19 protein-coding genes are annotated in these 25,139 nt (G+C 46.4%); 12 read left to right on the top strand and 7 right to left on the bottom strand.

The genetic code is table 11. The annotated features are described in order from the left end of the window. Positions 1-30 precede the first annotated feature (30 nt). Genes ACJJIQ_RS12490 through ACJJIQ_RS12475 form a run of 4 tightly spaced genes read left to right on the top strand, consistent with a single transcriptional unit; the run spans position 31 to position 3,630 of the window. Entirely contained in the window at positions 31-480 is a 450-nt protein-coding gene (locus tag ACJJIQ_RS12490; RefSeq protein ID WP_413665106.1) for a cytochrome c maturation protein CcmE, read from the top strand. Continuing rightward, positions 477-2,468 carry a heme lyase CcmF/NrfE family subunit gene (locus ACJJIQ_RS12485; RefSeq protein ID WP_445364771.1) on the top strand — a complete coding sequence of 664 codons (1,992 nt, stop codon included), beginning with the start codon at positions 477-479 and terminating at the stop codon, positions 2,466-2,468. The genes ACJJIQ_RS12490 and ACJJIQ_RS12485 overlap by 4 nt, the downstream gene beginning before the upstream one ends. Positions 2,469-2,483: 15 nt before the next feature. Then, entirely contained in the window at positions 2,484-3,068 is a 585-nt protein-coding gene (locus tag ACJJIQ_RS12480) for a DsbE family thiol:disulfide interchange protein (RefSeq protein WP_444896644.1), read from the top strand. Then, positions 3,031-3,630, top strand: coding sequence for an IMPACT family protein (locus ACJJIQ_RS12475; RefSeq protein WP_445364770.1), 600 nt, complete (start codon positions 3,031-3,033; stop codon positions 3,628-3,630). Before ACJJIQ_RS12480 ends, ACJJIQ_RS12475 begins: the two co-directional genes overlap by 38 nt. A 5-nt stretch (positions 3,631-3,635) precedes the next feature. On the opposite strand, the gene ACJJIQ_RS12470 is transcribed toward ACJJIQ_RS12475, so the two are convergent. Continuing rightward, entirely contained in the window at positions 3,636-4,835 is a 1,200-nt protein-coding gene (locus ACJJIQ_RS12470; RefSeq protein ID WP_445364769.1) for a CaiB/BaiF CoA transferase family protein, read from the bottom strand. 280 nt (positions 4,836-5,115) lie between these two features. Between ACJJIQ_RS12470 and ACJJIQ_RS12465 the strand changes: the two genes are divergently transcribed. The 7 genes from ACJJIQ_RS12465 (at position 5,116) to ACJJIQ_RS12435 (ending at position 10,828) form a co-directional block, all read left to right on the top strand. Continuing rightward, on the top strand, positions 5,116-5,967 hold the full coding sequence (locus ACJJIQ_RS12465; protein WP_413665111.1) for an HpcH/HpaI aldolase/citrate lyase family protein: 852 nt from the start codon (positions 5,116-5,118) through the stop codon (positions 5,965-5,967). Positions 5,968-6,023: 56 nt separating this feature from the next. Then, complete coding sequence (locus ACJJIQ_RS12460; RefSeq protein ID WP_413665112.1) at positions 6,024-6,551, top strand: MaoC family dehydratase; 528 nt, start codon at positions 6,024-6,026, stop codon at positions 6,549-6,551. A gap of 30 nt (positions 6,552-6,581) precedes the next feature. Then, positions 6,582-7,100: a MaoC family dehydratase gene (locus ACJJIQ_RS12455; protein ID WP_413665113.1), complete on the top strand. Its 519-nt coding sequence runs from the start codon at positions 6,582-6,584 to the stop codon at positions 7,098-7,100. A gap of 1,094 nt (positions 7,101-8,194) precedes the next feature. After that, entirely contained in the window at positions 8,195-8,806 is a 612-nt protein-coding gene (locus ACJJIQ_RS12450; protein WP_445364768.1) for a DUF998 domain-containing protein, read from the top strand. 155 nt (positions 8,807-8,961) lie between these two features. Next, positions 8,962-9,468, top strand: a complete 507-nt coding sequence (locus tag ACJJIQ_RS12445; RefSeq protein ID WP_445364767.1) for a GNAT family N-acetyltransferase — start codon at positions 8,962-8,964, stop codon at positions 9,466-9,468. A 241-nt stretch (positions 9,469-9,709) separates the two neighbouring features. Continuing rightward, positions 9,710-10,198 carry a GNAT family N-acetyltransferase gene (locus ACJJIQ_RS12440; RefSeq protein WP_413665117.1) on the top strand — a complete coding sequence of 163 codons (489 nt, stop codon included), beginning with the start codon at positions 9,710-9,712 and terminating at the stop codon, positions 10,196-10,198. Positions 10,199-10,336: 138 nt separating this feature from the next. Next, positions 10,337-10,828, top strand: coding sequence for a GNAT family N-acetyltransferase (locus ACJJIQ_RS12435; protein ID WP_444896651.1), 492 nt, complete (start codon positions 10,337-10,339; stop codon positions 10,826-10,828). A gap of 188 nt (positions 10,829-11,016) precedes the next feature. Here the strand turns inward: ACJJIQ_RS12435 and ACJJIQ_RS12430 are convergent, their stop codons facing one another. The 6 genes from ACJJIQ_RS12430 to fes form a co-directional block, all read right to left on the bottom strand. After that, positions 11,017-12,120, bottom strand: coding sequence for a 3-deoxy-7-phosphoheptulonate synthase (locus tag ACJJIQ_RS12430; RefSeq protein WP_445364766.1), 1,104 nt, complete (start codon positions 12,118-12,120; stop codon positions 11,017-11,019). A 51-nt stretch (positions 12,121-12,171) separates the two neighbouring features. Beyond that, positions 12,172-12,801, bottom strand: coding sequence for a 4'-phosphopantetheinyl transferase family protein (locus ACJJIQ_RS12425; RefSeq protein WP_445358693.1), 630 nt, complete (start codon positions 12,799-12,801; stop codon positions 12,172-12,174). Positions 12,802-12,890: 89 nt separating this feature from the next. Next, the gene (entS, locus tag ACJJIQ_RS12420) at positions 12,891-14,189 is read right to left on the bottom strand and encodes an enterobactin transporter EntS (protein ID WP_444896653.1); all 1,299 of its coding nucleotides are present in this window, start codon (positions 14,187-14,189) and stop codon (positions 12,891-12,893) included. A gap of 302 nt (positions 14,190-14,491) precedes the next feature. Beyond that, entirely contained in the window at positions 14,492-21,703 is a 7,212-nt protein-coding gene (locus tag ACJJIQ_RS12415) for a non-ribosomal peptide synthetase (protein ID WP_445364765.1), read from the bottom strand. Between the two features lie 275 nt (positions 21,704-21,978). After that, positions 21,979-22,173, bottom strand: coding sequence for an MbtH family protein (locus ACJJIQ_RS12410; protein WP_445356042.1), 195 nt, complete (start codon positions 22,171-22,173; stop codon positions 21,979-21,981). A gap of 7 nt (positions 22,174-22,180) precedes the next feature. Next, entirely contained in the window at positions 22,181-23,545 is a 1,365-nt protein-coding gene (gene fes / locus ACJJIQ_RS12405) for an enterochelin esterase (RefSeq protein ID WP_445364764.1), read from the bottom strand. Between the two features lie 544 nt (positions 23,546-24,089). Here fes and ACJJIQ_RS12400 point away from each other — a divergent pair. Next, positions 24,090-25,031: an IS110 family RNA-guided transposase gene (locus ACJJIQ_RS12400; protein ID WP_445364515.1), complete on the top strand. Its 942-nt coding sequence runs from the start codon at positions 24,090-24,092 to the stop codon at positions 25,029-25,031. Positions 25,032-25,139 lie beyond the last annotated feature (108 nt).

The following is a 25,139-nucleotide window of genomic DNA, read 5'->3' as shown; positions in this document are numbered from 1 at the left end:
ATTAAATAGTTATGGAGTAGGACTTAGACAATGCACCCTGTACGCAAGCAACGCCTGATACTCGTACTTGTCCTGGTGGTATTGTCCAGTGCAGCAGTAGGTTTTGTAGCCTATGCGATGCGCGGCAATATCGATTATTTCTATGCCCCCAAGGCCTTTGCAGCGGGTGAAGTCCCGATGGAAAAGCGGATTCGCGCGGGAGGCTGTGTTGTCCCGGGCAGTGTGCAGCGAGCTACTGATAGCCTGGAAGTCCAGTTTGTGATTACTGATGGCGAGGCTCAGCTCTCCGTAGTCTTCGACAAAATCCTGCCGGACCTATTTGCCGAAGGCGAAGCAGCAGTGATTACCGGCCAGTTGATGCCAAGCGGTGTTCTGCGTGCGGACCAGGTGCTGGCCAAGCACGATGAAACTTATACGCCACCTGAGGTAGCCGACACCATGGTTTCCCATGAAGGTTGTTCCGATGGAGCGAAAATATGATCCCTGAGCTGGGCCATTTTGCGTTAATTGTCGGCTTGCTGCTTTCGGTTGCTCTTGCAACAGTGCCGATGGCCGGTAGCTATTCATCGCGCCCTGTGTGGATGGATGCGGGGCGTCCGCTGGCTCTGGGTATTTTTGCGTTCGTTCTGATCGCTTTTGCCTGCCTGACCACTTCTTTTGTGCAGAGTGATTTCACGGTTAATTACGTAGCACAGAACTCCAACAGTATCCTGCCGGTTTATTACAAAGTTACCGCTGTATGGGGTGGGCATGAGGGCTCCATTCTGTTGTGGCTTTTGATTCAGGCTGGTTGGGCTGCGGCAGTAGCGCTGTTTGGTAAGCAGCTGCCCCCAGAGCTTTCCGCGCGGGTTTTATCCGTACTCGGTTTTGTACTGATCGGGTTTTTCCTGTTTATTCTGTTTACCTCCAACCCATTTGATCGCACCCTGCCATTCCCGCCGATGGAAGGTTCTGACCTGAACCCGCTGTTGCAGGACCCCGGTATGATTTTCCATCCGCCCTTGCTTTATATGGGGTATGTGGGTTTCTCGGTAGCCTTTGCTTTTGCTATTGCGGCATTGCTCGGTGGCCAGCTGGATGCGGTGTGGGCCCGTTGGGCAAGACCCTGGACTGCTGTGGCTTGGGGCTTCCTGACCTTGGGTATTGCCCTGGGTAGCTGGTGGGCTTATTACGAGCTGGGCTGGGGTGGCTGGTGGTTCTGGGACCCGGTTGAGAATGCATCCCTGATGCCTTGGTTGGTAGGGACTGCCTTGATGCACTCTTTGGCGGTAACTGAGAAGCGTGGCCTGTTTAAGAGCTGGACTATCCTGCTGGCGATTTTCGCTTTCAGTCTCAGCCTGCTCGGCACCTTCCTGGTGCGCTCAGGGGTGATTACCTCGGTGCATGCATTTGCTACTGACCCACTGCGAGGCAGCTTTATTCTTGGCTTCCTGGCTGTAATTGTCGGCACTTCGCTGCTGTTGTTTGCCCTGCGCGCACCGACGGTCAGCGCACGCAGTGTTTTCTCTTTCCGCTCTTTGGAAACCTTCCTGCTTGGCAATAACATCCTGTTGATGCTGATTATGGGCATGGTTTTGACCGGTACTCTTTACCCGCTTCTGGCAGACGCCATGAACTGGGGCAAGGTGAGTGTGGGTCCGCCCTTCTTTAATCTTTTCTTCGTGCCACTGATGGTTGTTCTCTGCCTGCTGGTGGGGATGGGCGTGCGCGCCAACTGGAAAGACAGCCGCTGGGACAAACTGCTGAGCGCATGGCGTTTGCCATTTGTCGCTTCGTTGGTAGTTGCGTTGCTATGGACCCTGGCCCTGGGAGACTTCCACTGGGGAGCGGCGCTGGGAATCTTTATTGGTATCTGGGTCTTTGCTTCCAGCATCGCTGATATCGTGGCTAAAACCCGCAACTCCAGCTCATTCTTTGCCGGCCTTAAGCGTCAGAGAGCCAGTTACTACGGTATGCATATCGCACATATCGGCCTGGCAGTTTCGGTGTTGGGGGTAGTACTGACCACCGTTTACAGCATTGAGGAAGATGTGCGTATGGGGGCTGGGGACAGTTTCCAGGTTTCCGGTTACGACTTCAAATTTGACGGTGTTCGTATGGTTCAGGGGCCTAATTACCGAGCCTTTGAAGGTGTATTGCATGTCAGCAAGGACGGGAAGCCGGTTGCAGAGCTGCATCCCCAGAAACGCAATTACCTCTCTGGTGGCAACACCATGACAGAGGCCGCGATCGATACCGGACTCTTCCGCGATATTTATGTGGCCCTCGGTGAGCCGATGGACAGGTCTAACCCAAGCGGTGATTGGGCTGTGCGACTTCAGTACAAAGCCTTTGTGGTATGGATTTGGCTGGGCTCGCTTTTGATGGCGATCGGTGGAGCTATTGCTGTAGCGGATAAGCGCTATCGCAAAGCGAAAGCCGCTAAACCTGTAGATGTAGAAGTTACAGGCAATGTTGCTACGGCGTAATAGTTGGAAAGGATAATGTCTAGACTCAAACTCTTTTTGCCCCTGGTAATATTTGTCGTGTTGGCCCTGTTATTTTGGAGGGGCCTCTACCTGAATCCACAGGAAATGCCATCGGCCCTGCTGAATAAACCTGTGCCGGAATTCTCTTTGCAAAAAGTGGCGGATAACAGCCAAATTGTAGAGAAGAAAGATCTTCCCAATGGCCCGCATTTGATGAATGTGTGGGCCACTTGGTGTGTAGCTTGCCGGGTAGAGCACCCCTATTTGAATGCTCTGGCTGAGCAGGGTGTGCCGATCGTTGGCGTTAACCTCAAAGATGAGGATGAGGCAGCAATCAAGTGGTTGGAGAAATTCCACAATCCCTACTTGTATAGCCTCGCCGATAGAGATGGCCGTTTGGCTCTGGACCTCGGTGTTTTCGGTGCGCCGGAAACTTTCCTGGTGGATTCCGAGGGGACTATTCGCTGCAAGCACGTTGGCGTTGTCGACAATAAAGTCTGGCAGACCAAGCTCCAGCCTTTGTACGAAAAATTAAAAAACCAGCGCTGGGACGATATTGTCGGTGAGTTATCAGATTCCCTCATCTCCCGTTGTCAGTGAGACAGAAGAAAAGAAGAGCCGTTTTATTTGTTGGCTGGGGCCAGTAGAGAATAAAGCGGCTTTTCAGCAACAGCTGGATACTGTCCGCGCTCAATATCCCGATGCAAGCCACCACTGTACCGCGTTGGTGATCGGCAATCCTTCCAACCCGGAAGTAATGCAAGCAGATGACGACGGCGAGCCCGGGGGGAGCGCTGGGCGGCCAATGCTGGAATTGCTGCTGAAGCAGGGTGTCGGTAATGTGGGTGCAATAGTGACCCGCTATTTTGGTGGTACCAAGCTTGGTGTGGGCGGCTTGATGCGTGCCTATCGTGGTGCGGTAGGTGCCGCGCTGCAAGATATTCCGTTGCAGCCTTTTGTTCCCCTAATGCATGTTTTGGTTCGCTGTGATTTTGCCCAGGAAGCCCGCCTGCGCTTTTTAGTGGGGCGTCACCAGGGGAGTTGTGGCCAGGCGGAATATGCCAGTGATGTCACCGTGCCAGTTTCACTCTCCCAGGATCAGTGGTCGCAATTGCAGGCGCAACTATTGGCAGAGGGCTTTCAGCTTCTCGATGATCAATAGTTCTTTCAAATGATGCCGTACTTGGCGAGCTTGGCTATCTCAGCCCCGGAATAGCCAAGCTCAGCCAGGATATCCTTGGTGTCTTCTCCCAGGGTAGGTGCCCGCTTGAAATTAACCATCTCTCCATCACAGCGAATTGACGGCGCCAATATTTTAATATCCTTGCCGTGATCACTGGGCATTGTTTGGATGCGGTCAGTATCGGAAACAAAGGGATTTGTCAGCGCCTGCTCAACATCATATACCGGGGCTGCCGGCACCTGACCAGCTAAGATTTTCAGCCACTCTGCAGTATCTTTTTTTGACAGTATCTCATCCAGTATTTCGGTTAACTCCGATTGATTTTTCCTGCGCTCCCTGAAATTTACAAACTTGGGTGCGTCAGCTAATTCTGGATGTTCAATACATTGACACAGGGCTTCCCAGAATTTTTCCTTATTGCACATCAGGTAAATCCAGTCGTCCTTCGTCTTATAAAGTTGACAAGGGCTTAGGGAAAAATGTGCTGATCGTGGCACCCGCTTTTGGTTGTGCCCTGCATTTAATTGCCACATGGCCACATAACTTAAATTGTATAAAGCGTTATCAAAAAGGCTGACATCGATATCTCGCCCCTTGCCAGTTTCCCTGGCATTGAGTACACCAGAAACAACGGCCAGTGCCAGAGCTACCCCAGTGGATAAATCCACCAGGGACAGGCCGCATCGGGTGGGTGGACTGTCAGGCTCACCAGTTAGCTTGAAATAGCCTGCCTCTGCCTGCACGGGGTAATCATATCCCGGCCACTTGGCCCTATCGCCGCTGCGGCCGTAGGCAGTCAAGTGGGCGCAAACAATTTTTGGGTTCAGCTTTCCCAGTTGTTTGTACGTAATACCCAACTTGTCTGGAACGTCTCCGCGCAGGTTGTCGGTCAGGGCATCTGCACCAAGAATTAGCTTGTGCAAGATTTGCTGGCCTTGGGGAGAGGAAAGATTGAGGGATAAACTGCGTTTGTTGTGGTTGAAAGTCTGGAAAAAAAGGCTGCTATTGTCCCCGGGTTCACCTTCCAGGAAGTAGGGGCCAACCGTACGGCCTACATCTCCTCCACGAGAGATATCTTCGACCTTAATGATTTCCGCTCCCAGATTTGCCAGATATAAGGTGCCAAAAGGGCCTGCACCATATTGTTCCACCGCCACAATCCGCAAGCCTGAGAGAGGTAACATGTCGGAATAATCCACTAAATATAGATACGCCGTATTCCTCAGAATAGAGCAAGAGTCGTAAATTAGATGGGATTGGCTGGTAGATATTGGGAATAGTCGGTCACCCGTATTTTAGTGACTCTCTGACAGGCAGGGCTCACTGAAGGTGAGTGTCGCGATTTAATACAGAGTTGCTAGTCTTTTGGGTGAACTACTGGATTGGCTTTGAATCCGGTTGTAGAGAAGGGCACCGGGAACGGATATCCGGATATCTGTCATTTTGTTGAGAGGGTGCCGCTAGATGGGTAGTGTCATTAACAGAAGCAAGTATTTTCGCAGCGTCCTGTTTGTCCCTGCGACCCGGCCGGATCGCTATGAAAAAGCAATGGCCAGCGGAGCCGATATTGCCTGTGTAGATTTGGAAAATGCCGTTTCCCTGGAAGATAAAGATACTGCAAGGGAGCAGGTGGTCAATTTCTTTACAGGAAAGGATATTGTTCCCACTCAGCGCGCGTTGAGAATCAACCAGCTCGACAGCGATTGCGGCATCAAGGATATGTTGATGCTGCTAGATCTGCCGCAACTGCCAGATGTTGTGATTCTTCCCAAGGTTCAATCAGCAGAAGAAGTGATTGGTTTTTGCCAGGTTATGGCCCCCTCCCATAAAACGATTCGAATAATAGCCCTGATTGAATCCCCAAAAGGTTTGGAGAATGCGTTGAGTATTGCCCAGGTAGAGGAGGTGGTTTGCTTGGCCTTTGGCGCGGCTGATTACAGTGCAACAGTGGGGTCAGATATGAGCTGGGATGCTCTTTTATATGGCAGGGGGCGGCTGGTTCAGGCTGCCGCATTTGCAGGCATTGATGCTGTAGATGGCCCCTATTTGGAGCTGGATGATGAAAGAAGCCTAATTGAGGAAACACAGAGGGTCTCCGCCCTGGGGTTTTCTGGAAAAATAGCCATCCATCCAAAGCAAATTAAACCGATTCACCAAGGGTTGGCACCATCTAGTGAGGCGCTCTCTCATGCTCAGCGAGTACTGAAAGCTTATAAAGAGAATCATGGTGGAGTTCTTGTAGTTGATGGACAGATGGTGGATATGCCCGTGGTTGAGCGGGCACTGAAAACTGTGGCGGCCTCGAAGGGATTGTGACCGTACTGTAGCAGAGCCAAACTCACCGGAGCCTTACGGTAAGGCAAGAGGTTTCTATGCCCCGCTATCATTTTCCTGCGTATATAAAAACCGGTAAAAATCGCTATCGAGAGCGTTACGGTCTCGATTTTGAAGACTTTAAGGTAGGGCAGGTTTTTCACCATAGGCCTGGCGTTACCATTAGCCAGCACGATAATAAGGAAGAGTGCATCAAGACCTTAAATCAAGCCATGCTGCATTTTGATGAGTGTTACACCGCCCAAACTGAATTCGGTAAGCCGTTAATCGATACTACTTTAGCGGTTCAACAGCTAATGGGTTTGATCTGGAAGACCTACAATCGAAGGAAAAAAATTGTTGGTTGGAGAAAAATTTCCATGGTGGCACCCGCTTATGGCGGTGATACCTTGTATTCTGAGAGTAAGGTTCTCGAAGTCCAGGCAGGTAGTGAGTATGACGACGCGGGGCTGGTAGAAATTGTTATATTTGGAAAGAATCAAGACAAGAAGACTATTTGCGAAATACAGTGTGACATGTTGATCTTCAAACGCAATCACCTGCCTTTCTCTGCGAACGGCTACTAAGTTTCCATTTTCCATATTTAGGTGACCTCAATGAAAGAGTCATTTAATTTTTTGCGGGAAGTAGAAGATAACGTTTATATAGAAACGGTCGGAATAGACTTTGAAGATTTTGAAGTGGGGCAAATATTCGAGCATCGTCCAGGTCGAACCTTCACTGAAGCTAGCTGTGTCGACTATGCACTTCGCTCATTCGATCTCAGCCCGTTTATCACTGATAAGGTATATGCGCGTCGAGTTTATGGTGATAGGCAACGAGTATTGGAGACATTTGTTTTAAGCGCAATGGCGCATACAACTAGGACGTTTGGAAAGGTTGTAGCCAACTTGGAGATGAGTGACTGTGAGTTGCAGCCAGTTTATGTGGGAGATACTTTATACTTCGAATCTGAGATACTTTCCAAAAGGGAGTCAAAATCAAGGCCTGAACAGGGGTTGCTTAGCATATATTCCCGCGCTCAAAATCAACATGGTGAATGGGTTTGCGCCTACAAGCGAACGTTACTTGTTTATCGTAAGAACTTTGGTCCCTATAAGGCTGCTGGATACTGATTTCGCAGCCTAGCCAGGCGCTTTTTTCCTACTCTGGATTGTCGAGAGTGGTATAGCGCAAGTAGTAAAATTCAAGAAGCTTTCTAGTATAGCGATGGATCGAAAAGAGTATCCTAGTATATCCCTGCTTACACTATTTTAAATAGTGGCTGTACCGTCCCCGCCTGTTGCTAATACTTCAAGGGAATAGTTACATCAATTGTAAAATCTGTGTAAACGGATTGATTTATGCAGATTTACGTATGTCGTCAAAACGAGGAAAATGTTGGTATATTGTGCGGCTGTAAGATGTCTTTAGGGGTACCTTTGTACAAAGTGACAAATAGCTTCTTTGTATACCCTTAAAGATAAATATCTTAACTCAGTAGGTAGGAACAGACAAAGGGAGTTGTGCAGTGACTCAGAGATGCTGCGAATGTCAGTTGACACATTTGTCATGATTAGTGATGGGTGCTTACCGTCTGTAGATAGTGAAAGCAAGAAAGCCACGTGTAAGATTTTCAAATTGATAAAAGAGCACAGGGTAGTTTACCCTGATATTTATTCAAATGAAGATGAATTAGATAAATATACATATGAAGTACTACAGATCAGAAGTGCCTGTTAAGAAGAATGCATCTGGTAAGTACTAAGGCTATCATGCTTTCTGGGGGCAGCGCTTCGAGCCTCTCCATGAGTGATTGGCATTAAGTGACTATGGTTGATAGATCGACATTATTGAAAGAACTTAGAATTTCCTGTGATCCAGATTTTGGCATGTGTTTAGAGTTTTTCAGTTGGGATCATCTCGATTATATCGAGGATATTTTAGCTGAGCACTTCGATATTGAGTACGAGTTCAAAATACAAGATTCGGAGAACTCTAGGTACGCGCTCTTATTTGGCAATAGTGTTGAAGAGAGTATCCTGGAAAATGCCTTATTGGCTATAAATCGCTGTCATGCGTATTCTCGGCAACTTTACGTCACAATGTAGGGTGTTACTTGATAAGCTGATGCCGTGTTTTTCGATCACATGAGCCTGCATTGGGCAGTCAGGTAGCGCTGGCTTGTCTGAGATGTGGATGTTAATTTTTCTACAAGATGGAGTGAGTTTTGGGTAATCGGGATTTGATATTCATTAGGCAGGCAATGCTGATACCTGTGTTTGCACTGTATAATATTTTCTTGGGGTTGTTTTTGCCAGGCTATAGTATTGTGACTCAGCATATTAGTGAGCTAGCTCTGGAGTCACCTTTCTTTTCATATTCACATAGGCTTACAGATATATTGATTGGTCTTTCTATGTGTATATTTTCACTGGCTTGTTTGTCTCTCGCAAAGGCTAAATTTACTTTTTTAACGATGTTTGCATTTGGTGTGACATGGATTTTTGCGGGGCTCTTTATTATGAATAGTCCATTACATGATGTATATGGGCTAACAAGCATTTTAATGGTTGTTCCTGTTATATTTGCTTTAGAGATGCGCAATTATTATATCTCAAAGAAATTCCAAGATTTATGTGTACTTGTAACCTTGATTCACGTTGTTTTCTTTTGGTTCTTTAGTTATGGATATATGCCTGTTGAATACAAAGGAGTGACACAAAGGATTTGGGTGGCAGTTACTTTGATATGGTATGGCCTGGCAGCTTGTCAGCTTTCATCGTCGGCCAAAAAGAAGGTGCATGAACAAGTTGCGTCATATTCTATGCCTGTTACGTAATGCGTTAAGGTATCAAATCAGATGAATCAAGAATCGTAGGAATTTACTCAAAAAGTAATCTACTTGTGGGAGACAGAAAGAGTGTCAATTTAAAGAAAAAATTTCAATATAACAAAGCTGGGAAAATAGTTTAAAAAATTTAGAGAGAGCAAAATTTGGATATTCAGATACGCAAAGAGAGTAAAAGAGATATTGAGCCAATCCACAGAGTCACTACCTTGGCTTTTCGGGACGCTCCGTATACTGATCACTCTGAGCAGTTTATCGTGAAGGCCCTGCGCCAAGCTGACGCATTATTTATATCAAAGGTGGCTGAAGTGGATGAAGATATTATAGGCCACATTGCCATTTCTCCAGTTGTTATTTCTGATGGCTCAGCCAACTGGTTCGGGCTCGGGCCGATTTCAGTACTACCTGAGTATCAAGGAAGAGGAGTTGGCTCAAAGCTTGTTCGGAGCGTCCTGGTTGACCTCAAAGAACAAGGTGCGGCAGGCTGCGTTGTACTGGGGGAGCCCGCTTATTACAGGCGTTTTGGCTTCAAAGTTATTGAAGGGCTGGTTTTACCTGATGTACCCGTAGAGTACTTCCAGGCACTGTCGTTTGATGACGATTTTCCAAGCGGAGAGGTTGTATATCACAAAGCATTCTCGGCTCGAGCTTAACTGCCAGCTGTACTGCGAAGGACCTTCCACCGTTTTACAGATAGAAATGGGCGGACGAGTAAGATTGTATGTTCTATAGGCATGACAATGAATATACGAGCAAATGCGTATCCAGCTTTTGAGAGACGCTAAATTTATTCAGGTGGGGCGTGGTTGTGGATATGCGTCAGAATAGGAAAGTTATCTCTACCGAAATTAATAAGCAGGTAGAATTTATATTAAGTGATACGAGAGTGGGTCCATGAGTATAGAAATTAGACATAGTAGAAAAGAAGATATTCCTGAAATTAAAGATATATATGCTCAGTCTTCCTGCTATGCGGGAACACTTCAAGTCCCATACCCTTCAATAGATAAATGGGAAAAGTTTCTGGGGAATATCCCCGATAACTTTTATAGCATCGTAGCTGTCCTGGATGGGATGATCGTCGGTCAAATTGGAATGGAGGTATTCTCGAATCCAAGGCGAAAGCATGTCTCAAATATAGGTATGGCAGTAAGTGAAGAGCATCAAAAGAGTGGGGTTGGCTCAAAGCTTTTAGAGGCAATGCTCAACTTATCTATTAACTGGCTTGCCGTTCGCCGTATAGAGTTAGAGGTTTATACTGATAATGAACAGGCTATAGGTCTATATAAGAAGTATGGATTTGAGGTCGAAGGCACTGCAAAAAATTATGCATTTCGAAATGGTGAGTATGCTGATGTCTATCTTATGGCTAAGGTAGTTTAGTTCAATATAACCTAGTGGTTGAAGGCTATATACTACGAAAGATAAGGTTGATATAACTGTTGATACGTATGCCCTCTGGTACCTTTGAGAGGAGGGATACCTTTATTTTGGTTTATGAACATGGAGTTTTGCTCAAGGATGTCTGAAATTAATATTCGCTCTGCGAATGAGAGGGATCTAGCTAGGTGCTTTGAGATTGAATCTATATCTTACGCTGGTAACGAGGCAGCAACAAAAGAAAAGATTTTAAAGCGAATTTTGACTTACCCTGAAGGTTTCCTTGTTATAGAGAATAATAAGGAAGTTATAGGTTTTATTAATTCAGGAGCAACTCATAACGTAGAGTTGCCTAATGAAGAGTTTAAAGAGTTGGTAGGCCATGATTCGAGTGGAGAAAATATTGTTATTATGTCCCTGGTGGTTCACCCCAAATATCAAGGTAAGGGTATGGCAAATAAGCTATTGAACAGCTTTATTAGCTCTATGAGTGAGCTAGGGAAAAAGAGAATTTATTTGATATGTCAGGATGAACTTGTTGGTATGTATTCTAAATATGGATTTATTCATCAAGGTAAATCTGATTCTACTCATGGTGGCTTGAGTTGGCATGAGATGTTTCTTACGCTCTAAAGTAAATAAATTTAACATCACTGTGTTTTCTTATTTTCTTTCTGGGATCGTTGTAAATTCAGACCATATCTATTGGAATGAATTGATTGCAAATAGAATCTGCGCCAAAAACTGAAAAAGTTGGCACTGTTTTGCCAGTGCCGCTATAACTTCAGGGGATCGGCAACTTAAATATGTCCGAAGTACTATTACATAGCACTTTGATTTAATTCAATTCCCATATTGTGGGAGGTGGTAAATAGATGACGGCGTCTGACAACGGCTTCAGAAAGCATCTCTAGCGCCTGATAAGTATCCTTCCAGCCGATACAAGCATCAGTAACCGATTGTCCGTAGGTCATCTTGCCCCAGGGGAGAATTTTTTGGCTTCCTTCTTCGAGGAAGCTCTCAATCATTACAGCTGAAATATTTCTTTGCCCTGTGCTGATTTGATCGCAGAGAGATTCCGCAACAACTATTTGATTACTGTGTATTTTCTGGCTGTTGCCATGACTGCAATCAACCATAATGCCGGCCGGTAGCGATACAGAGTCAAGTTGGGATATCGCTAGTTCGATGTCTTCGGGGTAGTAATTGGGTATTGTTCCTCCGCGAAGAATTAAGTGGCAATTAGAGTTGCCTGTAGACTGAACTGCTTCAAACTTTCCATTGCGAATCGTGGTGCAGAATATCTGTTGTGATTGGGCAGCTTGAATCGCATTCATTGCAATTTTGATATTTCCGTCGGTACTATTTTTAAATCCGATAGGGCAAGGAAGTGCTGAAGCTAATTCCCGGTGTGTTTGTGATTCTGTGGTGCGGGCACCAATGGCTCCCCAGGAAATCAGGTCTGCGATGTATAGTGCGTTCAAAGGACAAAGAAATTCGGTGGCTGCTCCCAAGCCCAGAGCATTGATATTAAGCAATAATTCCCGAGCCATAGTGAGCCCAGTATGCATATCGGCACTGCCATCTAAATTGGGGTCGTAAATAAAGCCTTTCCAGCCGATGGTGGTACGTGGCTTTTCAAAATAGGTCCGTATTACCAGGCAGAGGTTACTTTCAAACTGGGGCTTAATCTCGGACAGCTTTTGCGCATAATCTAGTGCGGCGATGGGGTCATGAATTGAACACGGACCTACCACAACCAAAAGTCGATCATCCTCCCCTCGCAATATTCGGGAAATCTCATTACGGGTTCGTTCAATAGTTAAAGCGGAAGTAGATGGGCACGGCATTTTTCGGATTAGCTCATCATTACCCGGAAGTTGCATATGAGTCCGTGCGCTCAAAATAGCAGGAACGTCAGACATAGAATGGTCCTTTTCTTTTAACTGATATAGCGCTGTTATTGTCGAGATTGACTAATACTCAACGATGCTCAATATGCCGTCTTGATGTGGTTGATATGTACCAGTGTAGGTATTTCCACTGGGAACTCTGGATGAGAGATCTCGCAAAATTTTCAGTTCTAATTTTTGCTGCAGGGGCGACAGTGTTGTAATTTCAGCATCCAGAAAGTCAAAGTATTTTCCAACTAGAGGATATAGTGCCTTGAAAAGGCTTTCTTTAATGGAGAAAGCCATAGTCAACCACTGTTCCTGAGGGAAACCGCTCTCTGAAAGTAGGGATTCTTCTGAATCACTGACTATATTGCGTTTGATTTCTTCAGCAGTTTTAGCGGCAATAGTTGTTTCATAATCAATCCCAAGCCCTTGAGAAGTAGTGCTGGCTGCACAGATTGCTCGGCTGCCTGCATGGGTAATAGAGGCTTGTACTCCCTCCGGCCATACTGGACAGCGGTTTATACCTATAGGGATTTCTCTCACTGGCACACCTAGCTCTCTGAGTGCAAGGTGAGCACAGCTTCGTCCAGCAAGAAATTCAGCTCGTCGTGATGGGACGGCTTTTACTAATGAACTTGGAAAAGGAATATTCAAGTGAGAGAAAAACTGATCGTCATACCTTTCTGGGCAAAAAGTAGTCTCTACCATATGGCCCGTAAAGTACTTGGACTTCATCACCTTGTATCCACCTAAAAAGCTGGGTATCGGGTTGTCAATTTTATAAGAGGATTCCCAATTCATAATGCTGTGGCTTCAGTTTCCATTTTTTCTTTTTTCGGGACGGGGCTTTGAGGAGGGGTTTGCGCTTTATTTTTAATAAATACAGCGTCCTTCAAACTTCTGAATCCCAAGGACATAGCAACAGTAATGCCAATTGCTGTAGCAGCAAAGTAGAGAGTACCGGCCATTGGGGCAAACAGCTTGCCTAAGATGCCGAATCCCATTGCGCCAAAAGTATCGCCGGTTACATTTTGGGCTGCCCAGAGACTGTTAACTCTTCCTTGTAATTGGTTAGGAGTATGACTCTGAACCAAAGTAATCTGAATTAGTGAACTAATAGCCCCTAAATAGCCATAAGCGACTAGTGCAACTAAAGCGATATAGAGATGGTTAGCGAGAGTGAGACCGCTCAAGGCAACAAAAGAGAGGGTGCAAGTGAGTAGTAAAACAGCACCGGGACGTTTTAATTGGGGCGCCCAGCCACTGGTTAGGGCACCCAACATAGCCCCTAAGGGCACAGCAGAATACATCAGGCCGATTTCGAATGCACTTCCACCAAAAATAACGGTAACCATTGCGGGGAATAGAACGCGGATGCCTTTGCCCAGGGAATCCAATGTCCCTACTGCAATCGCACTGCCAACAATTTTATGACGGAATAAAAATGAAAAACCCTCAGCTAGTGCTTTTAGAGGTTGCTTTTTCGGCTGCTTTCCTGGCGCCATGGAGGGCAATCGGGTCAGCGGGATCAGCGTGGCAAAAGTACCTAAGGAGGCCGCAGTATAGTTCCAGCTGATATCAGTGGCGGCAATAATCAATCCGCCAATTGCCGGCGAGATAACGGTACCGATACGTACGGTGAGCATGCCCAAAGCATTGGCAGAGGCAAGATTCTCTTTGCCTACAATTGAGGGAATTGAGGCCATTAATGCAGTGATACCAATTGCACCAAAGAAACCACTCCAAATGGAAAGAGCATACAGGGCTATTAGTGAGGGTGATGTAAAGAAGCAATTTATAGCTAATGCAGCAAAACCCAAGCCGCAACCGGAGCGTCCGATCAAAATCAGTGTGCGGCGGTTATGGCGGTCGGCGAGCACACCTCCCCACAGCAAGCCAATAAACATGGCTATACCTTCCAGAGCCATAATGACTCCTACCTGGATAGTAGAGCCTGTCATTGCATGGACTTGTACCGGCACCGCGACTGTTAACATCCCCAGAGAGATAATCGAAATCATCCTGGCAATAAAGATCATGCGGAAGTTTGCATTGCTCTTGAGCAAGTCAAATCTCATAAATAGTGAACGGTTCATAGGGATGTTACAGCCTCTTGGGGATCTGCTTTTTCTGTCTGTTTAGTTAAGGAGTCTCTGTATAACTCCATAATGTCTCTGCGGGTCTTGAAGGCTGCAGATGTTAGGCGCAGCTCGCCGCTAATGGCCGTAGCCCTTTGCAAGAGTTGCAACGCAGCAACTGTGGCCTTTAAGACCCGCCCTTCGGGGCTTGCAGAGCGATCCACACTCCGCGTTGCGACTTCTTGAAATGTCTAGACATTCCTGCGAAGCCACGCCTTGATTGTGAACCGCTCTGCATGCCAGAGGCATCATGGAGTTATTCATAGGCTCCTTAAAGTTGGAACCTTTGCCAATATACCGTTGAGTAGGGGCCCGAGCACTTCAAGAGATGTCGGCGATAGAATATCGTCATGGGCAAAAGGCAATCGGTGTTGTTGCATGTCATTTAGGAATGGAGACCAGCACTTATCTACGTCCCAACCTTCAGGCAGTGTCTTTTCCGCAACAAATAATTGCACATTACCAGAATAGGGTTGGGTGTCTGCATCCGATAGCAGGCGTACAGTATCATCGTAATTCGCTACGATATCGTTAAACATTTTGGTCTGCTCTGCCAGTGTTGCTTCATCGGCAAATTCGCCTTCAGCTGCGCTGAGGAATTGCCGTTTCTCGCGCTCTACTTCTTCCCTGGCTTCATCTTCTGTGGGTCGTTTCCATTCCTGGCCTTCAGGTGGATAAGTATCGAATAATCCGACAAAAGCTACCTGGTGGCCGAGTGCCGTCAGCTTGGATGCCAGGGCTACGGCAACAGTACCGCCAAACGAGTAACCCATTAAGTGATAGGGGCCTTTGGGCTGTGCACTTAAGAGAGTTTGTAAGTAGCGCTCAACGGCTTCGTCCATCGATTCACTGATAGCTACAGGGCCGTTAGGTCGCGGTGATTGAAGGCCAATAATCGGCCAGTTTCCTTCAAGGTATTTGGGGAATCCGGTGTACTGCCATGAAAAACCTGAACCGGGGTTAATACAGAACAGCGGCGTACCAGTTCCAGCCCTAATCGGAAGAATATTGCCAAAGCCCGCTTTTTCAGGATCTTTGCGCAAATTCTCATCGGTCAATACCGCCGCAAGTCCCTCAACAGTAGGAGATACCATAATTTGTCCTACTGTTACTGGAAGGGACAGGCATTGGCGTAGTTCTGCAGCCAGCCGCATAGCAAGTAGTGAATGACCACCAAGCTCAAAAAAGCTCGCTTCTGCTGTTACGGATTCCAAGTCCAGCATCTTGCAGAAGGCATTGGCAATAATTTGCTCAGCCCCTTCACTGGGTGGACGGCCGGAATCAGTTTTATCGCTTTCTGGGTCTGGCAGTGCTTTTCTATCGAGCTTGCCATTGGCACTGAGTGGGAACGTTTCCACAGCAACCAATGCTGACGGCACCATATGTGCCGGTAAGGATTGGGCCAGCTGGTCCGAAAGTGGGCTAAGAGTCTCTGGGAACTTTTCTGGGTTATCCAGTATTACGTAGCCGACCAATTGACGGTTATCACCTGTCGCTTTGCTTTGGCTCAATACGCGCGCGTGAACGGCAGCCTGCTTCACTCCCTCCAAGGAAGATAGTGCTTTTTCAATCTCACCAATCTCAATTCGCAGTCCACGAATTTTAACCTGATCATCACTGCGCCCCAGATATTCAACGTTACCATCAGGCATCCAGCGAACGACATCACCGGTGCGATACATTCTCTCGCCTACTGCATAGGGGTCGGATACAAACCGCTCGGCAGTCAGGCCGTGCCTGTTGAGATAACCGAGTGCGAGCTGCATACCGCTTAGGTAGAGTTCTCCGGGAACACCGATACCTACCGGGCGTAAAAATTGATCGAGAATCCGCAGTTGGGTATTCCAAACCGGTTTGCCGATAGGTATGCCCGTACCTTCTCCAAGATTTAACCCTAAATCAGCGGGGCAGTATGTAACGTCAACAGCGGCCTCAGTAGGGCCGTATAAATTGTGCAAAGGCGCTTTAAAGTAACTTGCATAGGCAGAGGCAAGTTCTTTCGAAAGTGCTTCGCCACTACAAAATACCCGGCGCAGCGACTTGGTAAGAGGTACTGAAGATGGCTGGCTATCCAGGTAGTCCACCATAGCTGCGAGCATTGAGGGTACAAAGTGCATGGTTGTTACCTGGTATTTGGAGATAATCTGCAGTAGATGCTCCGGATCTTTGTGGGCTTCCGGTGGGGCCATGACCAGCTCTGCCCCCCGGATCAGTGGCCAGAAGAACTCCCATACTGAGACATCAAAGCTTGATGGTGTTTTCTGCAGCACTACATCATTTTCTGTGAGGTTGTATTCCGCTTGCATCCAAAGCAGCCGGTTCACTATGGCTTCATGGGAAACCAGAACACCTTTGGGGCGACCTGTCGACCCTGACGTGTAAATCAGGTAAGCGGGATCTTCCGGCCGAATTTCCACAGCAATTAATTCATTGGGTGACGACTGCTGGAGAAGATTTTCAATAGCTAGTACAGGTGCGGTGCAGGGCACCGCAGAATTTTCACCAAATCGGTGAACCTGATTTTCTCCAGCAATTATCAGTTTGGGGTTAGCATCCTCCAGCATGAGCGCCAAGCGTTCATCCGGGTAGCTAATGTCCAATGGTAAGTAAGCGGCTCCGGCTTCTATTACAGCTTGTAGGGAGAGGCTGAGCTCAACACTACGCTCAACAGCCACGGCGACAATATCGCCGCGACCTACGTGGTGGGCGTTGAGTTGTGCAGCAATACTGCGAACACTTTGACGCATACTTTGATAGTCAAAGGAGCTGCTTTCGTCTGTGAGCGCTCTACCATCTGGGCTAACTTGAGCTTGCCTAATTAATAAATCGCGTAAAGTGACAGGATCAAATGTCTGTTTGGTGTCATTGATACTTTCAAGAAGCTTGCGCTCAGTGTCCGTCTGCAGGGACATGGCAGCCAACGGTTGTTCTGGATTTTCGGCAACCTGTGTAAGCAGGTCGATAAATCGATGAACAAGGTTTACAGCATTGACAACCGCATCCCGATATTCAAAAAGTATTCTAGGTTTTTCTCCAGGCAATACTAATAGTGTCAGTGGATAGTGAGTAAACCCGCGATTTTGAACTGCATTTAAATGAATCCCGGCGTGATTCTGCTGTATCAGAGCTTCATCGGCCGGGTAATTTTCCACAACCAGAAGTGTATCGAATAGGGTATCTGTGCCGGCAATACGTTGGATTTCACCCAGGCCAATCCCGTCATGATCAAACAGTGCGATTTGTTGCTCCTGCAATGATTGCAGCTGCTTGATCAGGGGTTGTTGAGGTTGCAACTGGACACGAACGGGTAGGGTGTTACTGAATAAACCAATCACCTCATCAATCCCATCTACCGCACTGGATCGTCCAGAAACTGGGCTGCCGAATACTACGTCATTGCGCCCGGTTAATGATCCCAACATTGCGCCCCAAACACCTTGGATCACTGTATTGAACGTGAGTCCTTCCTGTAGGCAGAGCTTATTCAGCTGTTTGTGTAAGTGCTCACAAAGGGGGACTTCTATTTCATGAACTGTTTCTTTATCGCGACTCTCTGCGAACGCGATAGTGGGGGTGACACCTTTGAGAAGATCTCCCCAATGCTTGATGGTATTTTGTTTTTCCTTATTAGACAGTTCCATTACAACAGGATTGTAACGGTTAGGTTCTGATGTGACTTTCCCGGTATCCTCCCGATAAGCTTCAAGCAGGTCCTGTAATAGAATTGGAGTCGACCAGCCATCGATAACCAGATGATGTGCAGTGATTAGCAGAGCGTAATTTTCTACTGATGTTTTTACAACATGAGCATGTAGCAGAGGTGTACGGGTTTCGGCATGCATACGAATATCAAAATGCAGCCCGGCCTGCTGCAGCTCCAGATTAAGTAGCATCTCCTGTTGCTGTGGTTCTGGAAGCTGGCTCAAGTCAATTTCTGTCAAAGGCCATTTTCCAGCAGTATCGGCATCGCTACTGATTTGGGGAATAAGCTGCAGCGGAGCATCCCAGGATTCGCAGTCGAATAGGGCTCCTAGTTGAGGGTGCTTAGCTAAAGTGGAGTTTAGGGCTCGACCCAACCGGGAGATATCCAGTTCACCTTCGAGAGTTAATTTTGTCGTAAAGCTATAGGAGTTTTCCTCGCTACCCAATTCGGTCTGGAACAGTAGACCTTCCTGTAGGGGAAGCACAGGGAGTACAGCGGTCAGAGGGCCATATTTGGTCTCTGCTTCAACCAGGGGTAATCCCAATGTCGCCGGTGAAATTTCTTTGGATTGCTTCTCTAAAGGTGTGAGATTGAGGGCGATCTGCTCAGCAGAGCGCAACTTGAAAATTTCTTTTGGGCGCAGATCGTAGCCAGCTTTGCGCATTGCCGTGCAAAGGCGCATCGCTGAAATACTGTCTCCTCCCAATTGGAAGAAATCATCTTCTGCTCCAATATTGTCGATCTCCAAAGTGCTCGCAATAGCGCTACACACAAGTCTCTCAGCGGTTCCTATTGCCGCTCTTGAACTTTTCTGAGGCGTGGCAGAAGGCATTGGCAAGGCCTTTTTATCGAGCTTGCCACTCACAGTTAGAGGAAACTCTTCGAGAATAATTAAGCTAGCAGGCACCATATAATCTGGTAGCTGCTCGTTCAGTTGTTGTATAAGTCGGCTCAGAATCTCCTGCTTATTGCCGTTAGACGGTGTCTTCAGCGTACAGTAAGCAAGCAATTGATTTCCTGTAGCAATTGGTTTGGCAATTACAGCCACTTCTTTGGTTTCGTCGAGAGATGAAAACGCAGCTTCTACATCGCCGAGCTCAACCCTGAATCCACGTACTTTTACCTGGTTGTCACAGCGCCCGATAAACTCCAATTCTCCATGGGTGCCCCAGCGAACCAAGTCCCCAGTTAAGTACATAACTTTACCGGGGCGGTAGGGGTTTGCTACAAAGCGGCTGGCAGTGGTTTCTGGGCGGCGCAGATATCCAATGGTCATATTGTCCCCTGCGAGATAGAGCTCGCCGGGAACACCAATGGGAACTGGACGCAGTCGTTTATCCAATACATAAACTTCGGTGTTGGCTAGCGGACTACCAATAACCGGCTCAGCCAGATCTGTGGATACCTGTGCACTGGTCGCATAGACGGTGAATTCTGTGGGGCCGTAAATATTATGCGCTTGCAGTTTGGAGAATTGTTGTAAATGAGACCATAAGGCTGGAGATACAGCCTCCCCGCAAATATCCATCAAGGTCGGGTGATGGTGGCCTTTATCCATCAGTCCGGCTTCCATTAGTTGAGTAGCCAATGATGGAGCGACGGCAAGAGTATCTATTTTTAATGTGCGGATAGAATCGATTAACCCATAAACATCTCGTTTGGCATCGTCACCAAACAAGTGCAGCTCATGGCCGAGCATCATAAGAAGAATTGGGTCCCAGGATGTATCAAATGAAAATGAGCCAGTCAGTGCTACCTTTAGGCGGGTGTTGACACAGTGTTCAATGGCATTTTCAAAAATTTCCTTTTGTAGGGCCAGCGCCAGGTTAAGGAGCGCCCCGTGAGGTACCATTACACCTTTAGGCTTTCCGGTAGAACCTGAGGTATAAAATATATAGGCCCTCTGCTCCCCAGAATTAATCAATGCTTGGTCGCTATACGTTTTGGGGATGGCAAGCGCCGCTGTATCCAGATGCAGTTGGTCAACAAAGGATGGTAGCCTGTGGGCATGATTGGATAATGTAATAACCTGTGCCGGCTGCGCATCGTCACACATAATGGCAATACGCTCATCCGGGTGCGTAAGGTCGAGCGGTAGGTATGTGGCACCAGAGTAGAACACTGCCAGGATGGCGGCAATAGAGTCAACGGTTCTTGGCAGAGCCACGGCAACAATGTTCTGTGGTGTTATTCCCTTGTTCTGTAAGGAAGCACAAATCTCTAGCGCGCGCAGTGAAAGTTCACTGAATGAAATTTCCTGTCCCTCGAAAACCAGGGCAGTTTCATTGCTGCGAGTGTGTACTTGTTGTAAAAAAATATCCAAGGCACTGATATGATTTTCAGTGTTGGTGATTTCTATGCCTTTAGCCCAGCTGTCGATAAGACCTTTTTCACCGATAGGTATTAGAGAGAATTCACTGGATAAACAGTGGCTATTATGATGAGCCTGAACAAAGAGATCGCTGATTCTATGTCTGTGGAGTTCTAGCTCCTTTTCACTGTATCGATGAGCGTTGGCCGCGAGTTCAATAGTTATTGTTTCTTTGCCGAAGTAAATTGAAAACTCTATATCTTCAATGGGGCCTGTTGCTATTTGATAGGTTTTACCGGGGACCCCATCAAAATTGAGTGTGTAGTCAAAGATTTTGCAATTTATAGTGGGACCATACAGACGCCTGTGTGAGCCGACCAGCCCAAGATCTCTTTGTAGCTGCTCGGATTCGTATCGTTGATGTTTACGGATTTTGCGTAACTCCCGGGATAGAGAGCGGGCAATGTCAAAAATATTTTGCTCGGCACTGATTTCAAGTTGTAATGGCAGTATATTAGCAACGGGGCCTGTAGAGTTAAGCGCGGAGGAGCCCATTCGCCGCATAAATGGGTAGCCTACGGCAACTTTATTGCTATCACATATCCGGGATAAATAAATAAAGATCATTGCTGTGGCAAGGTCGACCACCGACAGTTTCTTTGCCTCCGTCAGCTGGGTTAGATCTTCAATTAAACTTCGAGTCATCGAAATACTTTGTCGATGCACAAGGCTGTTGGCGTTGTCGAGCGAGCTGGTAGTCTTATTCGACAATGTCAGTGGTGCTGCCAAGCTCTTGGCGTATTCTGCCCAAAAGGCTCGATCCTGTTTGAATTTTTCCGATTCGGCATACTCTAGGTACTCATCAACGACCGCGGGAAATCCCGTAAATGGAGAGATGGCTATGGGTGCACCGTTAATAAGTGCATTATAAATTTTCTCGATTCTTTTAGTGAGGGCGGTAAAGCTGAAGCCATCTACCATTAAATGGTGATAGCGCTGGTACCAGAGAAAGTGTTTCCCATTTGAACTATCGGGTAACTGAAAAATAATATGATGGTAGAGGCAGGTTTCGCTATCTGCTCTTAATTCACCTTGAATATCATTGAGCATCAAAGATTTTGCAGCAGCTACCGGATCAAGCGGATCTTCAATTTTTATGAAGTCTACAGCGTTTAAGGATTCAGTTTCTGGCGTTGACTGGAGCTGTTGGACCGGAACGTTATCTTCCTGGTGATATTTTGCATGAATCGTGTCAGCTTCACTTAATCCAATATGAATAGCTTTTGTCAGCAGTTTTACATTAATTGCGCCGTGTATCTCCACATATTGAGCCACGGCGAAGGCATTGCTGCTTTCCGAAAGCTGATCGGCCAGCCAGATCCCCACTTGAGGTCCCACCAAAGGGTAAGTGTTATCGCTAAGTTTACTTGCAGAAATGGTCGCGCTTTCTTCTTGCACAGTAACAATCCTTTTTCAACATATTGAGTTGGCACAATGCCTTGGTGGGAAAAAAGTGGCCAAATAGTCCTTCCTGATCTATTTGGCCACGGCCCACTGGAATCTGAAAATAGTGTGGCACAGACCTTAGCCATATTTTCAAGTGGGTGTTGCTGGTGCTTTCCAGCTGCAGTTAGTCCCTTAACCGCCTGTAAATAGAGTCTTAGATCTCTCAAGTTTCATTGGTTGTATTTACTCTTTACGAGGGATAGTAAAATCGCAGAAACTGACAACTATCAGTGATTGAGGCTTTTCCAATTCTCTTCTATATATTCAACACATTGTCGACGATCCTGAGGTCCAAAGACTGTCTTCCAGCCCTCGGGAACTCCCGCAAATTCTGGCCATAAACTATGTTGGCCAAGATCATTAGTTAACACAAAAAATTGGTGGCTCTCATCATCAAATGGATTTTGATATTCTGATTGCATAACAACTTTAATCCTGATAACTGAAATTTTGTAATAAATACGAAAGACCAGTGATTAGTCCCTCGCGCCAACACAGGGTGTCGTGCCCACCGACAAATTTTTGGTACTTAACGTCAAAGCTCTTATTGTTAAGGGCTTTATTCAGCTGGTCATTTACCCTGGTTAAAGAATATTCCCGAGTGCCCACCTGCTGAAAAATTTTCAGCCTGCCCGGCTGGTAAGTTTCTGACAAAACCTGATCTGTGAGCCAGCCCTTGTCATCGCTGTTGTTACCTTTCCTCATGAGTTTATTGTTTGGCCACCAGAAGGAGCCTGATTGGCTCAATACGCACCCAAATCTTGCAGGCCACTTTAATCCAGCAAACATCGCAGCTAGACCACCATAGCTTTGCCCAGCAACAATCGTATGAGCAGGATTTTCAGTGTGAGGTAGCTCTTCTTTAATCTGGGGGATAAGTTCTTTCTGAATAGCTAGCCAAAAGTCCTCACTACAAGTCAGATCTTGCTCTCGCTGTTTCCCATTGACTGAATCAACCAATAAATAGAGTGCCGCAGGTAAATGTCCGGATTGTGTCTGTTCTCTCAAAACTGAGAAAACAGGCATTTCTTTTGCCCATCGATCACCATCCAACAGAATTACAAGTGGGCGCTGTTCAGGATCAGACGCTTTGCCGCACGCGTAAGTCCAGACTCTGCGTCTAATCCCCAGAATGGAACTTTGCCAGTACACTTCTCCCACATCAGAAAAGCTTTTGTTTTCCAACTCTGAAAATTCAGGTTTCAGATCGAATTCTTGCCATAGACTTTGTTCCATAAGTCCTGGCAAATGAATTGCAGAAAACTTTTTGCTCCACGAACCGGCACTCGGTGCTTGTCGATTCAGCGGGTCTGGTATAGCGTCTTTAATCAGGTTGCGCCACCAATGTCTTTGCATTTTCCGAGCATCATCGTTGGAGTGAAGTGCTTTTTCCCAGTTGGAACCAATCCATTTTTCTGTAGCTGGAATTAAGCGATAGCTACCTCTCCAGGATTTTTCGATCTCTAATTGCCAATACCACACATCTGTTTTTGGCAGCCGTACTAGGGAGGGCGGTGAAAATGTATGGTGGTTCGTTACACAATTTATATCGATATAAACTTGTTTGATCGGTGAGTGAGATTCGCTACCATCTGGGTCTCTCCACAAAAATGTCAGAATTAAACTCTCTTTATTCGAGGGGTTTTCATTAACAAGCGGTAGTCCCTGCCTTTCCATCTCCGACCACCAAAGCGCGCTGCCAATCTCAGAGACACTGGATTGAGTAATACGCAACAAATTTGAGTGCATGACAGCGGTCATGGCATTCCCGTGTTTAATGGTTGGACTTTCCATGAATTTTATAAAGAGCCATGTGCTTAATTCTTCTTTTCAAGAAGTAGTAATAACTTGCCAACAGGCTACCGCAAGAGGATAGTTGGTGTAAATAGAAATTATTATCATTCGCGCTTATGTGGGACAATTCAAAAACTCAGCAAGGAAAATTTTATTTAGTTGCATGGTTTGACGGCAATTAAACGTGACGGCAATTGCAAGTGGTTACTGAAAAACAGAGAAAATCTGCCTGGGAGGTTGCGACTGAAATAAATAAAAATATATTTTTTAGGTCGCTCTTGTTGTTTTGTCTCGCATATTTAAACGTTTACCTAGCTTGTATGGTTGTTCTTGATCAATTCTGATGTTGAAAATCCTTTTCGCTAACGGGTAAATTGAGACCCACCTTCGGCGGCCACCGAAGGCCTTGTTTATCACAGTTCGCTGCCTGGCCGGTTCGTAAAAGACCGATAACAAGTATGAACGCGATAAGCACTCACTAGGCATAACTCGGATAGTCATGTGGGCCTCGAGCCCGAATAGCAAGGCGGAGATAGCTTATCTTATGGAACCTCAAGAGATCAATGTCGGTATCGATACCAGCAGTAAACAACTCGATATTTATGTGAGACCTACTGGCCAATTCTTTAGTGTTGCCAATGATAAAAATGGCATTAAGGATGCCATTAAACAATTACAACCTCTTAAACCTCAAAGAGTATTAATAGAGTCTACAGGAAGACTTGAATTAGAGTTTGTTTGCGCCGCTGATAAAGCAGGATTACCTGTTGTTGTTTGCAATCCTTCACAGATAAGAAGCTTCGCTAAATCCACAGGGCGCCTCGCCAAAACTGACAAGCTAGATGCAATAGATATTGCACATTTTGGTGAGGCCATGAAGCCAAGGCTGTCGGTGCTAAAGCCAGAAAAGCTTAGAGAGATCAGTGACTTACTGGCGGTAAGAAGTCAGTGTTTAGAGATGAGTACAATGCAAAAGAATCGGCTTCAGAGAATGCCGAAATCAGTACACAAACCCATACGGACCATTCTAAACACCATCAAGAAAGAGCTACAAGGTATCGACAAGCAACTAGATAAACTGGTTAACAGTGTGTCTGAGTGGCGGCAAAGGCGCGACTTATTGTTGAGTGCTAAAGGGGTCGGAAATGTATTGGCTTATACGTTGATAAGTGAACTTCCCGAGCTAGGAAAATTGAACCGTAAAGAAATCGCTGCACTTGTCGGTATCGCCCCGATGAACCGTGATAGCGGCAGCTTCCAGGGAAAGAGATATATTCGGGGTGGAAGGCATCGTGTACGAACAGTTTTGTTTGTTTCCATCATGTCGGCCATACAGCATCATCCCAAACTAAAACCGATGTACAAGCGATTAGTCGACGCTGGCAAACCTAAAAAGGTCGCTCTGATTGCCTGCATGAGAAAGCAGATTACGATACTGAATACGATGGTGAAAAATAACACCTACTGGGATGAAAGTATGGCTTAATAACTTGACGAACAACCATAGTCACTTATTAGTTTGTATGACGCCTCCCTCGCTGCTTTTCGCGCAAATACTTCTCAAATATTGAGTACACCAATTGACAAATGCTTT

It is taken from the genome of Microbulbifer maximicatervae (SeqCode) (assembly GCF_052468295.1).
This window is presented reverse-complemented; position numbering and strand designations above follow the sequence as displayed.